The organism is Mesorhizobium sp. C268A (genome assembly GCF_040324475.1).
Taxonomy (GTDB): Bacteria; Pseudomonadota; Alphaproteobacteria; order Rhizobiales; family Rhizobiaceae; genus Mesorhizobium.
On record NZ_JAMYVX010000001.1, the window covers coordinates 2,678,010 to 2,694,194 of the forward strand.

Here is a 16,185-nt window from a genome sequence, read left to right on the forward strand (position 1 = left end):
CGCATGGATCAGCCCGCCGGCGTTTTGGTCACGCGGCTTGCCCCCGGCTTCGATCGCTGGGACGAACTGCTCAGCTTGATCATGCAGGCCTTTGCGCCAATGGACGGCGTCATAGACCCGCCATCCTCGGCGCATCTGCTGAGCGCCGAAAGCCTCCGAGACAAAGCCAGCCAGGAGACGGTGTTCCTGGCGCTGCAGGATGACAGGATCGCCGGCTGCGTCTTCGCCTCGGAAAGGGACGCTGACTTCTATGTCGGCAAGCTCGCCATCCAGCCTGAGCTCCAGGGGCGAGGCATCGGCCGGCGGCTGATGCAGGCTGCCGAGGATCTTGCCCGCAGCCGCAACAAGTCAGCCATCGAACTCCAGACCCGGGTCGAACTCACCGCAAACCACGCGACCTTCGCCCGTCTCGGCTTTCGCGAAACCGCACGCACCGCACATCAGGGCTATGACCGGCCGACTTCGATCACCATGCGCAAGGAGCTCAAGTGAGCCTCGCCCTCAGCGCGCAGGAGCAGGCAATCGCCTCCGGCCACGACGGAGCGGCGATGGCGATGCGCATCGTTGCCGAAAGCGCTGCGCTGCTTGGCGCGCCGCGGCTGATCCCGATCGCCTCGACGCATATAGACGGCGCGCTCTATCACGGCGATTCCGGCACGCTGTTTGCCGAAAGGCTGGTCGAGGGCGGCGCGCGCGTTGCCGTGCGTTCGACGCTCAATGTCGGCGCGCTCGATTTGATGGGCTGCTCGCGCGTGCGCCTCGAAGAGCCGGCGCGCGGCATGGCCCGGCGGATGATGGAGGCCTACCGCAAACTGGGCTGCGAGCAGAGCTGGACCTGCGCGCCCTATCAGGCTGGCCACAGGCCGGCGCTTGGCAGCGATGTCGCCTGGGGTGAATCCAACGCCGTGGTGTTCTGCAATTCGGTGCTGGGCGCGCGCACCAACCGCTATGGCGATTTCCTCGACATTGCCTGCGCCATATCGGGCCGCGCGCCTTATTACGGCCTGCACCGCGTCGAGAACCGGCAGGCCAGGCTGGTGTTCGACGTCTCCGGCCTGTCCGCCTCGTTCCTTGATTCGGAGATCGCCTGGCCGGTGCTGGGCAGCCTCTATGGCCGCGAGGTGGGTAGTGCCGTCGGCGTCGTCACCGGCATCTCCCACCATCCCGGCGAGGACGCGCTGAAAGCCTTCGGCGCGGCAGCGGCATCGTCGGGCGCAGTCGGCCTCTTCCACATTGCCGGCGTGACGCCCGAGGCGCCCGACGCCGAGACCATCCTGACCAGCGGCAGGTCGGAAACGGTGATCCGCGTCACGCCGGAAATGGCCGCCAAAGCCCGCGCGGGCCTGTCAACGGCAGCCACGCAAACCGTCATCGATGCGGTAGCGATCGGCAGTCCGCATCTGTCGGCGGCCGAATTCAAAGCGCTGGAGCAGTTGATCGGCGGGCGGCGGCTGCGCGTCCCGATTTACGCCTGCACCGGCCGGCACGTGCTGACAACGCTGGAACAGAGCGGACAGCGCAAGACGCTTGAGGCCAGCGGCGTGATCATCGTCGCCGACACCTGCGTTGTGGTGACGCCGATCCTGCCGGAGCTTGCCGGCGGTGTACTGATGACCAATTCGGGAAAATTCGCGCAATACGCGCCGGGCAATATCGGTTACGCCGTGCTTTACGGCTCGCTGGCCGACTGCGTCGAAAGCGCGGTTGCCGGTAAACCAAGGTTTACGGATATCGCCGCATGAGCGCCGTCGCCGAAATCCTGGTGCAGGGCAGCGGTGGCGAAGGCGTCGCACTGGTGCTGACCGCCCCGATCAGCTTCTGGGGCGGCGTCGATCCGAAGAGCGGCCGTATCGCCGATGTCCGCCACCCGCAACATGGCGAGACCATTGCCGGACGCGTGCTGTTCCTGCCGGGCACGATCGGCTCGTCCTCGGCCTCCGCCGTGCTGATGGAACTGGTCCACAATGGCCATGCACCGGCGGCACTCGTGCTGCACGAGCCGGACGCGATCCTGCTGCTGGGGCTGATCGTTGCCAGGGAAATGGGCTGGCGGACGCCGCTGGCGCTCAGGCTCGGACGCGATGCGTTTGAGGCCTACCGTGGCAAGCATGTAAGTGTGGCTGAGGACGGCGCCCTTACAAGCGCCGCCTGATCGCTTATCTCACGTCCGCAGCGGCAGCACGCGGTCCGGCGGACGGTGGCCGTCGAAGAAAGCGCGGATGTTGATGATCACCTTCTCGCCCATGTCGATGCGGCCTTCGAGCGTCGCCGAGCCCATATGCGGCAACAGCACGACCTTGTTCTTGGCGGCGAGCTTCAGCAGCTTCGAGTTCAGCGCCGGCTCGTGCTCGTAGACGTCGAGGCCGGCGCCGGCGATCTTGCCGTCCTGGATCAGCTTGACCAGGGACTCCTCGTCGATGATGTCGCCGCGTGCGGTGTTTACGATGTAAGCTGTGGGTTGCAGCAACGCCAAGCGCCGCGCTGACAGCAAATGAAAAGTCGCCGGGGTGGACGGGCAATTGACCGAGATGATGTCCATGCGGGCAAGCATCTGGTCGAGGCTTTCCCAATAGGTCGCCTCCAGCCCTTCCTCGACCGCCGGCAGCACGCGATGGCGGTTGTGGTAGTGGATCGACAGGCCGAAGGCCTTGGCGCGTCTCGCCACCGCGGTGCCGATGCGGCCCATGCCGACAATGCCGAGGCGCTTGCCCCAGATACGCCGGCCGAGCATCCAGGTCGGCGACCAGCCGGCCCATTTCTTGTCGCTGGTCAGCACGGCGGCGCCTTCCGCCAGCCGTCGCGGCACAGCCAGCATCAGCGCCATGGTCATATCGGCGGTGTCTTCGGTCAGCACGTTCGGCGTGTTGGTGACGGTGATGCCTTTCTTGGCCGCCGCCGCCACGTCGATCTTGTCGACACCATTGCCGAAATTGGCGATCAGCTTGAGGTTGTCGCCGGCCTGGGCAATCAGCGCCTCGTCTATCTGGTCGGTGATGGTCGGCACCAGCACGTCGGCTTCCTTGATCGCCGCGACCAACTCCGGCTGCGTCATCGGCCGGTCCTCGACATTCAGCCTGGCGTCGAAGAGTTCGCGCATGCGGGTCTCGACCGGATCGGGGAGCTTGCGCGTGATGACGACGAGAGGCCGTTTTTTGCCTGCCATTGTTTCCTCGAACCCGATCTCGTTGAGACCTCTTTAACCAAGACAGGCGAAACTGAATACCGGTCGCGGTGCCTGTCACTCCTGTAACAAGCGGTGCCGCCGAAGACAAAGAAAAAGGGGCGCCCAGGCCAAAGGGCACGCGCCGAAAGGAACGAAAGTGTCTGGTTTCGCGTCGCTTCGCCTGGTCCTCAGCGCAGCGCTTCTCGGCGTTCTCCTGCATTCCCCGCACGCCGCGGCGCAAGGAGCCGCGGCACCTGTGCAGACGGTCACGCTCGGTCCAAGCGGCCTGCCGCTGCCGCGCTTCGTCAGCCTGAAATCGGCCCGCGTCAACTCGCGCGTCGGCCCGGGCGCCAACTATTCGGTCGACTGGATGTACACCAAGGCCGGCCTGCCGATGGAAATCATCCAGGAATTCGACACCTGGCGGCGCGTGCGCGATGCCGACGGTTCGGAGGGCTGGATCAACCAGTCGCTGTTGTCAGGCCGCCGCACAGCGATCGTCGCCCCCTGGCAGCGCAGCAAAGGTGGCCGAATCAATCTGCTCGACGATGCGGACAAGGACGCCAGCGTCATCGCCATCATCGAGCCAGGCGTGACGGGCACGATCAAAACCTGCGATGGCCAGTGGTGCGAGATGACCTTCGACGGCCACACCGGCTGGATCGCGCAGTCGCAGGTGTGGGGCGCCTATCCCGGCGAGCATGTCAAGAACTGAGATTGCTGGAAAGGTCGCCTAACGGCCAATGCGGCCGAGATGGGTGTCCTGGAAGCCGCTCGACAATTTCAAGCCGTAGCCGAGAGCACGGTCGATGGCGATGTGGCTGATCCAGATCAGCCCGATCGCCGTCGCCATCGAATTGGCCAGGACATATCCGGCGAGCGCCAGAAAAAGCGGGACAATCAGGATGTGCAAAGCGTTGTAGGCGACGGCGCCGACACGCGGCCCGGCGAGATAGCCCAGCATCGACAGGTCAGGCGCCAGGATGAGCAGGGCAAACAGCCACCAGGAAACGCCTGACACAGCATAGAAGACGATCGCCACCACCGCGACCGCAACCCATTCGAGCCGGATAGCAAGATCGACAGGTTTCATGGGGTGCAGCTTAAACGCTGCGTTTGGGGCGCAGCCTCACCACGATGTCGACATTGGCGATCTCCATGCCTGCGGGTGGCTCCGGCAGGTTGGAAACGGTCACCGGACCGCTTTCGATGTCGAAGATCCGGTTTTCGCCTTCGATGTAGAAATGATGGTGATCGGAGGTGTTGGTGTCGAAATAGGTCTTCGACCCCTCGACCGCCAGGATGCGCAGCAGGCCGGCCTGGGTGAACTGGTGAAGCGCGTTGTAGACGGTGGCAAGCGAAACCGGCACGCCGGCGGCGATCGCCTCCTCATGCAGTTCCTCGGCCGAAAGGTGGCGGTCGCCCTTGGCAAACAGCAGATCGGCCAGCGCAATGCGCTGGCGCGTCGGCCTCAGGCCGGCTTCGCGAACCCGCTTGTCCACAGCGACATTTTCCTTCCGGCAGCCCAGATCCATCTATCCGTCCAAGCCCACAGTTCTGCCTCAAGACACGCCCAGAGTGGCGAAAAAACGTCATCGACCGAAACTGGATACCTCTCGACATATATTCTGTTGGCCGAATGCGATCAATAGAGCGACATGCGTCCAGTTGGACGCACTAAGTGCGCTCTATCACTTTTTGGCGTCGCATCGTGCTTTCCGGAAAATCGAAATCGATTTCCGGCCGATGCGAGAGCGCGCATTGACCCGGGCAGACGGGCGGGTTAAGCGCAAACGCCGGTTTCCGGCCCGAAAGGGATTGTGTTAGGAAACCAACGAAAAGGGCGCCCCACCGCCCGGGACGAATATGGGGACGAGACATATGGCGGGTACTAAATCCAGCTACGGTTATGAGGAATTGCTCGCTTGCGCCCGCGGCGAGCTGTTCGGGCCCGGCAACGCCCAGTTGCCCTACCCGCCCATGCTGATGTTCGACCGCATCACCGAGATCAGCGAGACCGGCGGCGCCCACGACAAGGGCTTCATCCGTGCCGAATTCGACATCAAACCGGACCTGTGGTTCTTCGCCTGCCATTTCATCGGCAATCCGATCATGCCGGGGTGCCTGGGCCTTGACGCCATGTGGCAATTGACGGGTTTTTACCTCGGCTGGCTCGGCGAGCCGGGCAAGGGCATGGCGCTGTCGACCGGCGAGGTCAAGTTCAAGGGCATGGTGACGCCTTCGGTCAAGAAGGTGGAATACGGCATCGACTTCAAGCGCGTCATGCGTGGACGCCTGGTGCTCGGTATCGCCGATGGCTGGCTTAAGGCCGACGGCGAACCCATATACGCTGCGACAGACCTCAAGGTGGGGCTGTCCAAGCAATCGGCCGCCTGACCGGCGCCACTGCAGCAGGGCGTTCCCGGACGCGCAACGACGCTGCGGCATTTTGATTTTGCGTATGATCGCCGGCGAAAACCGACTAGGGTTTCGGGATCATCCGCTGGAAGGAGTTGCGAATGAGAAGGGTCGTCGTCACAGGCCTCGGCATCGTATCGTCGATCGGCAACAACGCCAACGAGGTGCAATCCTCGCTCCATGATGCCAAATCAGGCATCAGCTTCTCAGATTCCTTCGCCGAACACGGCTTCCGCTGCCAGGTCTGGGGTGCGCCGACGCTCGACCCGACCCCTATGATCGACCGGCGCGCCATGCGCTTCCTGAGCCAGGGCGCGGCCTGGAACCATGTCGCGATGGACCAGGCGATCGCCGACGCCGGGCTTGGCGAAAGCGACATCACCAATGAGCGCACCGGCATCGTCATGGGCTCGGGTGGCCCCTCGACCCGCACCATCGTCGAGGCGGCCGAGACCACGCTCAAGAACAACAGCCCCAAGCGCATCGGTCCGTTCGCGGTGCCGAAGGCGATGTCGTCGACCGCGTCGGCGACGCTCGCCACCTGGTTCAAGATCCACGGCGTCAACTATTCGATCTCGTCGGCCTGCTCGACCTCGGCGCATTGCATCGGCAACGCCTACGAACTGATCCAGTGGGGCAAGCAGGATGTGATGTTTGCCGGCGGCCATGAGGACCTCGACTGGACGATGTCGGACCTGTTCGATGCCATGGGGGCGATGTCGTCGAAGTATAACGACAAGGCGTCAACAGCGTCACGCGCGTATGACGCCAATCGCGATGGCTTCGTCATCGCGGGTGGCGCGGGCGTCCTCATCCTGGAGGAGCTCGAACACGCCAAGGCGCGCGGGGCCAAGATCTACGCTGAGATCGTCGGCTATGGCGCGACGTCGGACGGTTACGACATGGTGGCGCCGTCGGGCGAAGGCGCGGTGCGCTGCATGCGCCAGGCTCTGGCGACGGTGTCCACGCCCGTCGACTACATCAACACCCACGGCACCTCGACGCCGGTCGGCGATTCCCGGGAAATGGGCGCCATCCGAGAGGTGTTCGGCGACAAGATGCCGTTCATCACCTCGACCAAGTCGCTGACCGGCCATTCGCTGGGTGCCGCCGGCGTCCAGGAATCGATCTACTCGATCCTGATGATGCAAGGCGGCTTCATCGGCGAGAGCGCCCATATCGAAAACCTCGATCCCGAATTCGAGGGCATGCCGATCGTGCGCAAGCGCATCGAAGACGCCAGGATCGACACGGTTTTGTCCAACTCGTTCGGCTTCGGTGGCACCAACGCAACGCTGATTTTCCAGCGCTATTCCGCATAAGGCCAGCGTTTTTTTGTAGGGGGATTGCCGGCCATGGACGGACTGATGAAGGGCAAGCGCGGGCTTGTCATGGGCGTCGCCAACGATCATTCGATCGCCTGGGGCATCGCCAGGAAATTGTCCGAACACGGAGCGGAGCTTGCCTTCACCTATCAGGGCGACGCATTCGGGCGCCGCGTCAAGCCGCTTGCCGAGAAGCTTGGGGCGTCTCTGGTGGTGCCGTGCGACGTCGAGGACAGCGCATCGGTCGCCGCCACCTTCGAGACGCTCGGCAAGGAATGGGGCGGGCTCGACTTCGTCGTCCACGCCATCGGCTTTTCCGACAAAAACGAGCTCAAGGGGCTCTACGCCGACACCAGCCGCGACAATTTCGTCCGCACCATGGTCATCTCCTGCTACTCCTTCACCGAGGTCGCCCGCCATGCCGCCCCGCTGATGAGCGAAGGCGGCGCGATGATCACGCTGACCTATGCCGGTTCTGTCCGCGTCATGCCGAACTACAACGTCATGGGCGTCGCCAAGGCCGGACTGGAAGCCAGCGTGCGCTATCTCGCCAACGACTATGGCCCGCGCGGCATCCGGGTGAACGGCATATCGGCGGGACCGGTGCGTACTTTGGCCGGCGCCGGAATCTCGGACGCCCGCCACATGTACTCCTACCAGCAGCGCAACTCGCCGCTGCGCCGCACGGTGACCATCGACGAGGTCGGCGGCTCGGCGCTCTATCTTTTGTCCGACCTCTCGTCAGGCGTCACCGGCGAAATCCATTATGTGGATTCCGGCTATCACATCGTGTCGATGCCAACCCTGGATGAGTTGAAGCAGACCGACAACGTACGCGATTAATTCACCAGTAAAATTAGATGCATGGGCGGAAACTCATTTTAAGGAGATATCCGCTAGAAGTCCTATGGGCTTGGGCTCTGCGCGTTCTTGCTGGGCGCAAAGGATGCTTTAGCCTTTATAAATTTGCGCTTGATATTTCCCGAAGTCGAGTTGATTTCGGGATCATGCGACAGGGACTGAGCAATGCCTGCTGTCAGCAACCCGAAGCGAACACCTGTGTTCCGGCTGCTCACCGTCGCCAGTTCGGGCCTTGGCAGTTTCATCCTTGGGCTTTGGGGCCTCCGGCATGGTTTCGGGGACGGCTTTGCCGGCATGCAGGCGGAAACCATGATCGGCATCGCGTCGGCACTATGCGCGCTGGCCGCCGCCGGTGCTGCCTTGTCCTTCTTCGCCGGCGTCGATGAATCGGTGGACTACGTTTTCAACGAAACCCATTTCGACAAGCTGACCGGGCTTTTTGCGCGGCCGGCGATGGTCGGCAGGATTGCCGACGCGGCGTCCGCGACGATCAGGACCGGTGAGCCGGTGTTCCTCATCGACATCGACATCGACCGCTTCAAGCAGATCAACGACGCCATCGGCTACAGCCATGGCGACGAACTGATCCGCGGCTTCACCAAGCGGTTGAAGGCCTGCATGCCCGAAGGCGCGGTGATGGGGCGCATCGGCGCCGGCGAGTTCGCTATCCTTGTCTGGGAACACCAACTCCAAAGGTCCATGGAAAGCACCGTCGAAACCATGATCGAGGAGATGCTGAAGCCGTACCAGCTCGATTCCCACCTGCAGTCGGTCGGCCTGTCGGTCGGCATCGTGGCGATGCCAAAGGATGGCGTCGATCCGGTCCTCATCCTGCGCCGCTCCAACCTGGCGCTGCAGAATGCCCGCGCCGGCGGCGTGGGCAACTGGTCGGTCTTCCATTCCGACATGGGCCAGGTCGCCGACTACCGCCACTGGATCGAATCCGAACTGCACATCGCCTTCGACCGTGGCGATTTCGACCTTCACTACCAGCCGCAGCTCGACCTGCCGACCGGCCGTGTCGTCGGCTACGAGGCGCTGATCCGCTGGAAGCACCCGGAACGCGGCATGATCCCGCCGATGGAATTCATTCCGATCGCCGAAGAGACCGGCATGATCCACCCGATCGGCAATTGGGTGCTGAACAAGGCCTGCAGCGATGCCCGTCATTTGCCCGAGGACTGCTTCGTTGCCGTCAACATCTCGCCGGTCCAGTTCAGGACCAAGGATTTCGTCGGTATCGTGCGCGACACGATGGCCAGCACCGGCATCAAGCCGTCGCGGCTGGAGCTCGAAGTGACCGAGACGGCGATGATGCAGGACCGCGACCGCGCCGCCATCATCCTGCAGCAGCTTGCCGACATGGGCATTTCGGTGGCCGTCGACGATTTCGGCACCGGCTATTCCAATCTCAGCTACCTGATCGACTTCGCCTTCGGCAAGCTGAAGATCGACCGCTCCTTCGTCAGCCGCATCGACACCGATTCCAATTCGGGCGCCGTCGTCTCTACCATCGTCGGCCTGTCGCGGGCGCTCGGCGTCGGCATCATCGCCGAAGGCGTCGAGACCGAGAACCAGGCGACGCTTTTGCGAGCAGCTGGTTGCGAGATGGTGCAGGGCTATCTGTTCGGCAGGCCGGCGCCGCTCAAGATCAAGCCTGGCGATATCAGACCGACCATTCCCGTCCACGAGCCGGCGCGCATCGTCAGCATGCATTGAGGCGACCGGCACCGTCCTATCGGCGCGCGGAGAAAACCTTGAACATGCCGTCGCGGGCGAGTTCGGCATGGCTGGAGAAGACAGCCTTCAGAACCGGTTCGTAAGGCAGCTGACGGTTCGCCACCATGAACAGCCGCCCGCCCGGCTTCAGCGCCTTGCCCGCCGCCTGGATCATGCCGGCGCCGATTTCCGGCTCGGCCGCCCGGCTGCGATGGAAGGGCGGGTTCATGACGATGGCATCATAGCGCCGCTCGACCGGCTCGCTCAGCAGATCGGTCCAGAAGAAGCCGGGCTCGAAGCCTGTCTGGCCGATATTGCCCTTGGCCGCCTCAAGCGCGTCGAAATCCGCTTCGTAAAGGTCGAGCCCCGTTATGCCGGATGAACGTGCCGCGACCTCGGCGGCGACATAACCCCAGCCGGCGCAGAAATCAGCAATGTTGCCGCGCAGGTCTTTGGGCAGGTTGTCGACCAGAAGTTTCGAGCCGACGTCGATCCGGTCGAAGGAGAACATGCCAGGCGCGGTACGGAAGCGGTCCTCTACGACCAAGGCGGGATTGGCGACGCGCAGTTTTTCCGCAGGCGCCAGATCGGCCGGACGGCGAAGCCAGAAGGCGATGCCGTGATATTTCGGCAGATGCCCTTCGATGGGAACAAGCTCGTCGATGCGCTTGCGCATGCTGGCGATGCCTTCGTCCTTACCGCCGGCGACAATGATCAGACCGCCCGGCGTGACGCGTTCGATCGCCTCGGCAATACGCATCTCGTTTAGCCCACGATGGCGGCCGGCAAGCACGAGCGCTGCATCGAATGCATCGCCTTCCGCGCGCGGCGTTACCTTGTGACCGGCACGCTCCAGCGCTCGGAGATGCGGCCGGAAACCCTGTGCAAGATGGAGCTCTGCCTCGAAGCCTTCCGGCAAGCGGAAGCCGGGCTCCGCACCCAGGAACAACACACGCTCGCCCTTTTGCGGCAGAGGGAACCCCTCGGCCTCGAAGGGATGGAACAGTGTCTTCAGCGGCTCAGCGGCCATTCTTCGATTCTCATGTCGTAGACGGGTATTAAACGAAAACGGGCGCGACATAAGCCGCGCCCGTTCAACTCTATTGTCAGACCACTCAGGCGGCGTTTTCTTCGCCTTCGGCCTTCTTGTCGCGGGCGATTTCCTTGCCGGTGGCCTGGTCGACGACCTTCATCGACAGGCGGACCTTGCCGCGCTCGTCGAAGCCCATCAGCTTGACCCAGACCTTGTCGCCTTCCTTGACGACGTCCGAGGTCTTGGCGACCCGGTCGTTGGCAAGCTGCGAGATGTGGACGAGGCCGTCACGCGGACCGAAGAAGTTGACGAAAGCCCCGAAGTCGGCGGTCTTGACGACCGTGCCTTCGTAGATTTCGCCGACTTCCGGCTCGGCGACGATGGTATGGATCCACTTCTTGGCCGCCTCGATCTCCTTGGCGTTCGACGAAGCGATCTTGACCGTGCCGTCGTCCTCGATGTTGATCTTTGCGCCGGTCTTCTCGACGATCTCACGGATAACCTTGCCGCCGGAGCCGATCACGTCGCGGATCTTGTCGGTCGGGATGTGCATAACCTCGATGCGCGGTGCGAACTCACCGAGTTCGGGGCGGGCGCCGGTCAGAGCATGCGCCATCTCGCTGAGGATATGCTGGCGGCCGTCCTTGGCCTGGTCCAGCGCGATCTTCATGATCTCCTCGGTGATGCCCTCGATCTTGATGTCCATCTGCAGCGAGGTGATGCCGCCTTCGGTACCGGCAACCTTGAAGTCCATGTCGCCGAGGTGATCTTCGTCACCCAGGATGTCGGACAGAACCGCGAAGCGCTCGCCTTCCTTGATCAGGCCCATCGCGATACCAGCAACCGGCTTGGCCAGCGGAACGCCGGCATCCATCAGCGCCAGCGATGTGCCGCAGACGGTGGCCATCGACGACGAACCGTTGGACTCGGTGATCTCCGAGACGACGCGCAGCGTGTAGGGGAACTGGTCCGCGCTCGGCAGCATCGGACGGATAGCGCGCCAGGCGAGCTTGCCGTGGCCGATTTCGCGGCGGCCCGGCGAACCCATGCGGCCGGTCTCGCCGACGGAGTAGGGAGGGAAGTTGTAGTGAAGGAGGAACTTCTCCTTGTACATGCCGGTCAGCGAATCGACATACTGCTCGTCCTCGCCGGTACCCAGCGTGGCAACGACCAGCGCCTGGGTCTCGCCGCGGGTGAACAGCGCCGAACCGTGCGTGCGCGGCAGGACGCCGACTTCCGAGACGATCTTGCGGACAGTCTTGAGGTCACGGCCATCGATGCGCGAACCGGTGTCGAGGATGTTCCAGCGCACGACCTTGGCCTGGAGTTCCTTGAACACCGAACCGATCTGCTCGGAGGTGTACTTGGCGTCTTCGCCTTCGGCCGGGGCGAACGCTGCCTTGACCTTCGCCTTGACGGCGTCGACGGCGGCGTAACGCTTCTGCTTGTCGACGTTCTTGTAGGCATTGCTGAGCTCGTCGCCGACGATCTTCAGCATTTCGGCTTCAAGCGCGGAGTAGTCCGGCGCCGTGAAATCGCGCGGCTCCTTGGCGGCAACTTCGGCCAGCTTGATGATGGCGTCGATGACCGGCTGGAAGCCCCTGTGGCCGAACATGACGGCGCCGAGCATCAGCTCTTCGCCGAGTTCCTTGGCTTCGGACTCGACCATCAGCACGGCGTCGGTGGTGCCGGCGACGATCAGGTCCAGCCTGGATTCCTGCATCTCATCGACATGCGGGTTGAGCACGTATTCGCCGTTGATGTAGCCGACGCGGGCGCCGCCGATCGGGCCCATGAAGGGAACGCCCGACAGCGTCAAAGCGGCCGAGGTGGCGACGATCGACAGGATATCGGGATCGTTCTCGAGGTCATGCTGGACGACGGTGACGACGATCTGGGTGTCGTTCTTGTAGCCGTCGGCGAAGAGCGGGCGGATCGGGCGGTCGATCAGGCGGGAAACCAGCGTTTCCTTTTCGCTCGGACGTCCCTCGCGCTTGAAGTAGCCGCCCGGGATCTTGCCGGCGGCGTAGGTCTTTTCCTGGTAGTTGACGGTCAGCGGGAAGAAATCGAGGCCTGGCTTCGGCTCCTTCATCGAAACGACGGTGGCGAGAACCTTAGTTTCGCCGTAGGTCGCAAGCACCGCGCCGTCAGCCTGACGTGCGATCTTGCCGGTTTCCAGGATGAGCGGACGGCCGCCCCATTCGATTTCCACTTTGTGGTAGTTGAACATATCTTGTCCTTAATAAGCGGAAAGGGCCGCGCCGTTTCACGGTGCGCGGATGCCCTTTCCCTGGCTTCCTTTCTCGGGCAGCCACGGGCAAGACAACGGGAAGCTCGGTAAATTTCGGCGCTGGTTAGCGCACGAGCGTCCTGCAATCCTGCCCCATGACCGTCCATGGGCGGTTTCGAGTGGCCTCTGCACGCTCGAAACCGGGTCTGGCCAATCGATGCGACTGGCAGAATGCGCGACCGGCGGGCTCTCCTTCGAAAGCCCGCCGGTCAATTCGTCAACGGCGCAGACCGAGCTTCTCGATCAACGTCTGATAGCGCGCGTCATCCTTGCGCTTGAGATAATCAAGCAGGCTGCGGCGCTGGGAGACGAGAGCGAGCAGACCACGGCGGGAATGGTTATCCTTCTTGTGGTCCTTGAAGTGGTCGGTCAGGTTCTTGATGCGCTCGGAAAGGATGGCCACCTGGACTTCCGGAGACCCGGTATCGCCCTTGGCGGTTGCGAATTCACCCATCAATTCCTGTTTGCGCTCGGCAGTAATCGACATCGTGTTTTCCTTATCTGTTTGAGGAAACGGGTCGCCCTCAGCCGGGATGTCGTCCAGCAGGGGCCGGTGCAAGCAAAGCGACATGGCGCGATGCTGCGGCGCATATAGGGCAATTCCCCGGAAAACACCAGCCCATTCATAAAGCCGGCTTGTCGCAGCCTTTGCTCGGGAATCCAGGATTCCCCTGACACCGGAAGCTTACAGCCACTTCTTGCTTTTGAAGAAGACGATCAGCCCGACAGCAACGGCCAGCATGAACAGCAGCGAAGCCGGGTAGCCATAGTAGGCTTTCAGTTCCGGCATGTTCCACGGCGAGATATCGGGATCGAAATTCATCCCCCAGATACCGACCAGGAAGGTTAGCGGCATGAAGATCACCGAGACGATGGTGAGATAAGAGATGACGTCGTTGGTGCGCGCCTGGCTCAGCGACAAATGCATTTCGATCAAGCCGGTCAGCATATCACGCTGGTTCTCGACCAGCTCGATCAGCCGCAATGCGTGGTCGAGCGTGTCGTTGAAGAAGATTTTCGTCTCCGGCTTCACATAGGGCACGTCGTTGCGGATCAGCGTCGCCAGCGTGTCGCGCATCGGCCACAGCACGCCCTTGAGCACATTGGCGTCGCGCCGCAATTCGTGCAGCTGGCGCATCTGATGCTTGTGAGGCGTGTTGAGCATCTCGTCCTCGATGCCATCGACCTCCTCGCTAGCGGCCTCAATCGGCGGGAAATAGCTGTCGACGATGGAATCGATGAGCGCATAGGCCAGATAGTCGGCGCCGCGCATCCGCAAGCGGTTGGGCAACGCTGCGGCGATGCGCTTGCGCACGGGGTCGAACGGATCGCCTTCGCGCTCCTGGAAGGTGACGACGAATTTCTTGCCGAAGAACACCGCGATCTGCTCATAGCGATGCACCTTGACGTCGTCGATCATGCGCATGACGACGAAGGCGTGGTCCTCGAAGAAGTCGACCTTCGGCCGCTGGCCGGTGTTGACGACATCTTCCAGAGCCAGTGGATGCAGGTTGAAGATCCGGCCGATCTCCTCGATCAGCTGGATGTTGGCGAGACCGGTGCAGTCCAACCAGACGACCGGCCAGTTGTCGCAATGGGTGTTGAGATCGTCGATGCTGGCATCGTTGATGGTCTTGAATTTTTCAGGCGAAATCAGCGTCAGCCGCAGCTCGGACCGTCGCGCCGCCGGATCGGCGATCAGCGTGCCGGGCGAGGCTCCAACCGGCGGCCGGCGCGTTGTCACCGGCGCCCGCTTCTTCACCGCCTCAGCCTTTGCCATGTGCCCCTCGGATGTGACGTCGACGTAAAACTAGACGGGAGTGGTCAGCCGGCAAAGACCCGCTTCGGCTTGAACATGCCTTGCTCGATGGCGCCGATGGCGACAAGCTTGCCGCGCGCGGTGGCGCAGGCTTCCTCGGCTTCCACGGGCGCGTCGCGGCCGCGGATGATGACGGGATTGCCAAGGCGGATCTTGGTCGCCGCTTCGTCGCTGATGGCAATCTGCGGCAGGCAGTCGAGCGCGGCGGCCGTGTCGACGAGCAGCGCATCGATTGCGCCAAAGTCGATCGGCGCGTCGGCAACATCGGCGTCGCCCTCTTTGTCAGCTTCGCGCTGTTCGCCGAAACGGGCGGCTTCCAGTTCGGCGACTGTGACGAAATCCTCCTGGGTGAACGGCTCGACCTCGACCCTGCGCAATTCGGCGATGTGGCCGAAGCAGCCGAGGTCGCGGCCCATGTCGCGGGCCAGCGAGCGCACATAGGTGCCTTTGCCGCATTCGACCTCGAACAAAGTGTGGTCGGCAGCGTGCTCGACGATGTCCAGACGGCCGATCTCGATCTCGCGCGCGGGGATGTCGACTGTCTCGCCCCCACGGGCGAGATCGTAGGCGCGTTCGCCTGATATCTTGATGGCCGAGAATTGCGGCGGTGTCTGCATGATGACGCCGGTGTAGTTCGGCAGCAGCGCCCTGACATCTTCTTCCGCCGGACGGCGGTCGGAACTTTGCGTCACCGGGCCTTCGAGATCGTCGGTCGAACGCTCCTCGCCCCAAGCGACGGTGAACCGGTAGATTTTGGCGCCGTCCTGCACATAAGGCACGGTCTTGGTTGCCTCGCCCAGCGCGATCGGCAGCATGCCAGAGGCCAGCGGGTCGAGCGTGCCGGCATGGCCGGCCTTTTCGGCCTGGAAAAGCCATTTGATCTTGGAGACGGCTTCGGTCGAACCCATGCCAACCGGCTTGTCCAGCACCACCCAGCCGGAGATCGGCCGGCCCTTCTTCTTGCCGCGGCGCCCCACTATTTCTCGTCCTTGTCGTTGTCTTCGCCATCGGTACCCAAGTCTCGCGCGACTTCCGGCGATTTCAGCAAATCGTTGATCCTGGCGAAATTGTCGAAGGACGTATCGAGCTTGAAGCGGAACTCCGGCATGAACTTCATCTGGCGGAGCGCGCCGGAGACGCGGCCACGGACGAACTTCGCGTGCTTGTTGAGCGCGTCGATGACCGCACCCGTGTCCTTGGCGCCGAGCGGCGAAACGAAGGCCGTTGCGACCCTCAGATCAGTGGACATACGCACTTCCGAGACCGAAACCACGGTGTTCTCGATCAGCGGGTCGATAATCTCGCCGCGCTGCAAGGTTTCCGACAGCGCATGGCGCACCTGTTCGGCGACGCGAAGCATGCGCTGGGATGGGCTGGAGGCGGTTGGACGGGGCATTTTTCTCAATCCGGAAAGCGTGAGGCGCGGGATGGGACCGTGCCGCCATGTCTCATATTTGTTCTATGCATGTCGTTTATCCCGCACTTTTGGGCGACAGGCATTAATGTTAGGGCGGCGGTCTTTCGACCACCGCCCGGTCGTATCGACAGTATGCGAAC

17 protein-coding genes are annotated in these 16,185 nt (G+C 62.9%); 8 read left to right on the top strand and 9 right to left on the bottom strand.

The window, feature by feature from the left end; translation table 11 throughout:
* The first annotated feature begins 3 nt into the window (after positions 1-3).
* The 3 genes from NKL06_RS12960 to NKL06_RS12970 are packed head-to-tail and all read left to right on the top strand — an operon-like array spanning position 4 to position 2,152.
* On the top strand, positions 4-492 hold the full coding sequence (locus NKL06_RS12960) for a GNAT family N-acetyltransferase (RefSeq protein WP_023692572.1): 489 nt from the start codon (positions 4-6) through the stop codon (positions 490-492).
* Positions 489-1,742 carry an aconitase X gene (locus tag NKL06_RS12965; protein WP_023692573.1) on the top strand — a complete coding sequence of 418 codons (1,254 nt, stop codon included), beginning with the start codon at positions 489-491 and terminating at the stop codon, positions 1,740-1,742. Before NKL06_RS12960 ends, NKL06_RS12965 begins: the two co-directional genes overlap by 4 nt.
* Entirely contained in the window at positions 1,739-2,152 is a 414-nt protein-coding gene (locus NKL06_RS12970) for an aconitase X swivel domain-containing protein (RefSeq protein ID WP_023692574.1), read from the top strand. Before NKL06_RS12965 ends, NKL06_RS12970 begins: the two co-directional genes overlap by 4 nt.
* A 9-nt stretch (positions 2,153-2,161) precedes the next feature.
* Here NKL06_RS12970 and NKL06_RS12975 read toward each other — a convergent pair whose 3' ends face one another.
* Positions 2,162-3,163 carry a 2-hydroxyacid dehydrogenase gene (locus NKL06_RS12975; RefSeq protein WP_023692575.1) on the bottom strand — a complete coding sequence of 334 codons (1,002 nt, stop codon included), beginning with the start codon at positions 3,161-3,163 and terminating at the stop codon, positions 2,162-2,164.
* A gap of 157 nt (positions 3,164-3,320) precedes the next feature.
* Between NKL06_RS12975 and NKL06_RS12980 the strand changes: the two genes are divergently transcribed.
* Positions 3,321-3,878 (top strand): SH3 domain-containing protein, encoded by a 558-nt coding sequence (locus tag NKL06_RS12980; RefSeq protein WP_023692576.1) that lies wholly within the window; start codon positions 3,321-3,323, stop codon positions 3,876-3,878.
* A gap of 18 nt (positions 3,879-3,896) precedes the next feature.
* Here the strand turns inward: NKL06_RS12980 and NKL06_RS12985 are convergent, their stop codons facing one another.
* Together NKL06_RS12985 and irrA are read right to left on the bottom strand one after the other, a co-directional pair.
* The gene (locus tag NKL06_RS12985) at positions 3,897-4,256 is read right to left on the bottom strand and encodes a DUF4260 domain-containing protein (protein WP_023692577.1); all 360 of its coding nucleotides are present in this window, start codon (positions 4,254-4,256) and stop codon (positions 3,897-3,899) included.
* Positions 4,257-4,266: 10 nt separating this feature from the next.
* Positions 4,267-4,698 (bottom strand): iron response transcriptional regulator IrrA, encoded by a 432-nt coding sequence (irrA, locus tag NKL06_RS12990; RefSeq protein ID WP_023692578.1) that lies wholly within the window; start codon positions 4,696-4,698, stop codon positions 4,267-4,269.
* Positions 4,699-5,044: 346 nt separating this feature from the next.
* On the opposite strand from irrA, the gene fabA reads away from it, so the two are divergent.
* From fabA to NKL06_RS13010, 4 genes are all read left to right on the top strand, one after another.
* The gene (gene fabA, locus NKL06_RS12995; RefSeq protein ID WP_023692579.1) at positions 5,045-5,560 is read left to right on the top strand and encodes a 3-hydroxyacyl-[acyl-carrier-protein] dehydratase FabA; all 516 of its coding nucleotides are present in this window, start codon (positions 5,045-5,047) and stop codon (positions 5,558-5,560) included.
* Positions 5,561-5,682: 122 nt separating this feature from the next.
* The gene (gene fabB / locus NKL06_RS13000; RefSeq protein WP_023692580.1) at positions 5,683-6,903 is read left to right on the top strand and encodes a beta-ketoacyl-ACP synthase I; all 1,221 of its coding nucleotides are present in this window, start codon (positions 5,683-5,685) and stop codon (positions 6,901-6,903) included.
* 33 nt (positions 6,904-6,936) lie between these two features.
* A complete protein-coding gene (fabI, locus tag NKL06_RS13005) occupies positions 6,937-7,749 on the top strand; it encodes an enoyl-ACP reductase FabI (protein ID WP_023692581.1) in 813 nt (270 codons plus the stop codon).
* A gap of 183 nt (positions 7,750-7,932) precedes the next feature.
* The gene (locus NKL06_RS13010) at positions 7,933-9,486 is read left to right on the top strand and encodes a putative bifunctional diguanylate cyclase/phosphodiesterase (RefSeq protein ID WP_023688736.1); all 1,554 of its coding nucleotides are present in this window, start codon (positions 7,933-7,935) and stop codon (positions 9,484-9,486) included.
* A 16-nt stretch (positions 9,487-9,502) separates the two neighbouring features.
* Here the strand turns inward: NKL06_RS13010 and NKL06_RS13015 are convergent, their stop codons facing one another.
* The 6 genes from NKL06_RS13015 to rbfA form a co-directional block, all read right to left on the bottom strand.
* The gene (locus NKL06_RS13015) at positions 9,503-10,516 is read right to left on the bottom strand and encodes a class I SAM-dependent methyltransferase (RefSeq protein ID WP_023692582.1); all 1,014 of its coding nucleotides are present in this window, start codon (positions 10,514-10,516) and stop codon (positions 9,503-9,505) included.
* A gap of 85 nt (positions 10,517-10,601) precedes the next feature.
* On the bottom strand, positions 10,602-12,749 hold the full coding sequence (pnp, locus tag NKL06_RS13020; protein ID WP_023688738.1) for a polyribonucleotide nucleotidyltransferase: 2,148 nt from the start codon (positions 12,747-12,749) through the stop codon (positions 10,602-10,604).
* 277 nt (positions 12,750-13,026) lie between these two features.
* Positions 13,027-13,296 carry a 30S ribosomal protein S15 gene (gene rpsO / locus NKL06_RS13025; RefSeq protein WP_006202929.1) on the bottom strand — a complete coding sequence of 90 codons (270 nt, stop codon included), beginning with the start codon at positions 13,294-13,296 and terminating at the stop codon, positions 13,027-13,029.
* Positions 13,297-13,494: 198 nt separating this feature from the next.
* A complete protein-coding gene (gene corA, locus NKL06_RS13030; RefSeq protein ID WP_023692583.1) occupies positions 13,495-14,589 on the bottom strand; it encodes a magnesium/cobalt transporter CorA in 1,095 nt (364 codons plus the stop codon).
* Positions 14,590-14,633: 44 nt separating this feature from the next.
* A complete protein-coding gene (truB, locus tag NKL06_RS13035) occupies positions 14,634-15,605 on the bottom strand; it encodes a tRNA pseudouridine(55) synthase TruB (RefSeq protein ID WP_023692584.1) in 972 nt (323 codons plus the stop codon).
* Complete coding sequence (rbfA, locus tag NKL06_RS13040) at positions 15,605-16,024, bottom strand: 30S ribosome-binding factor RbfA (protein ID WP_023692585.1); 420 nt, start codon at positions 16,022-16,024, stop codon at positions 15,605-15,607. Before rbfA ends, truB begins: the two co-directional genes overlap by 1 nt.
* Positions 16,025-16,185: the final 161 nt, after the last annotated feature.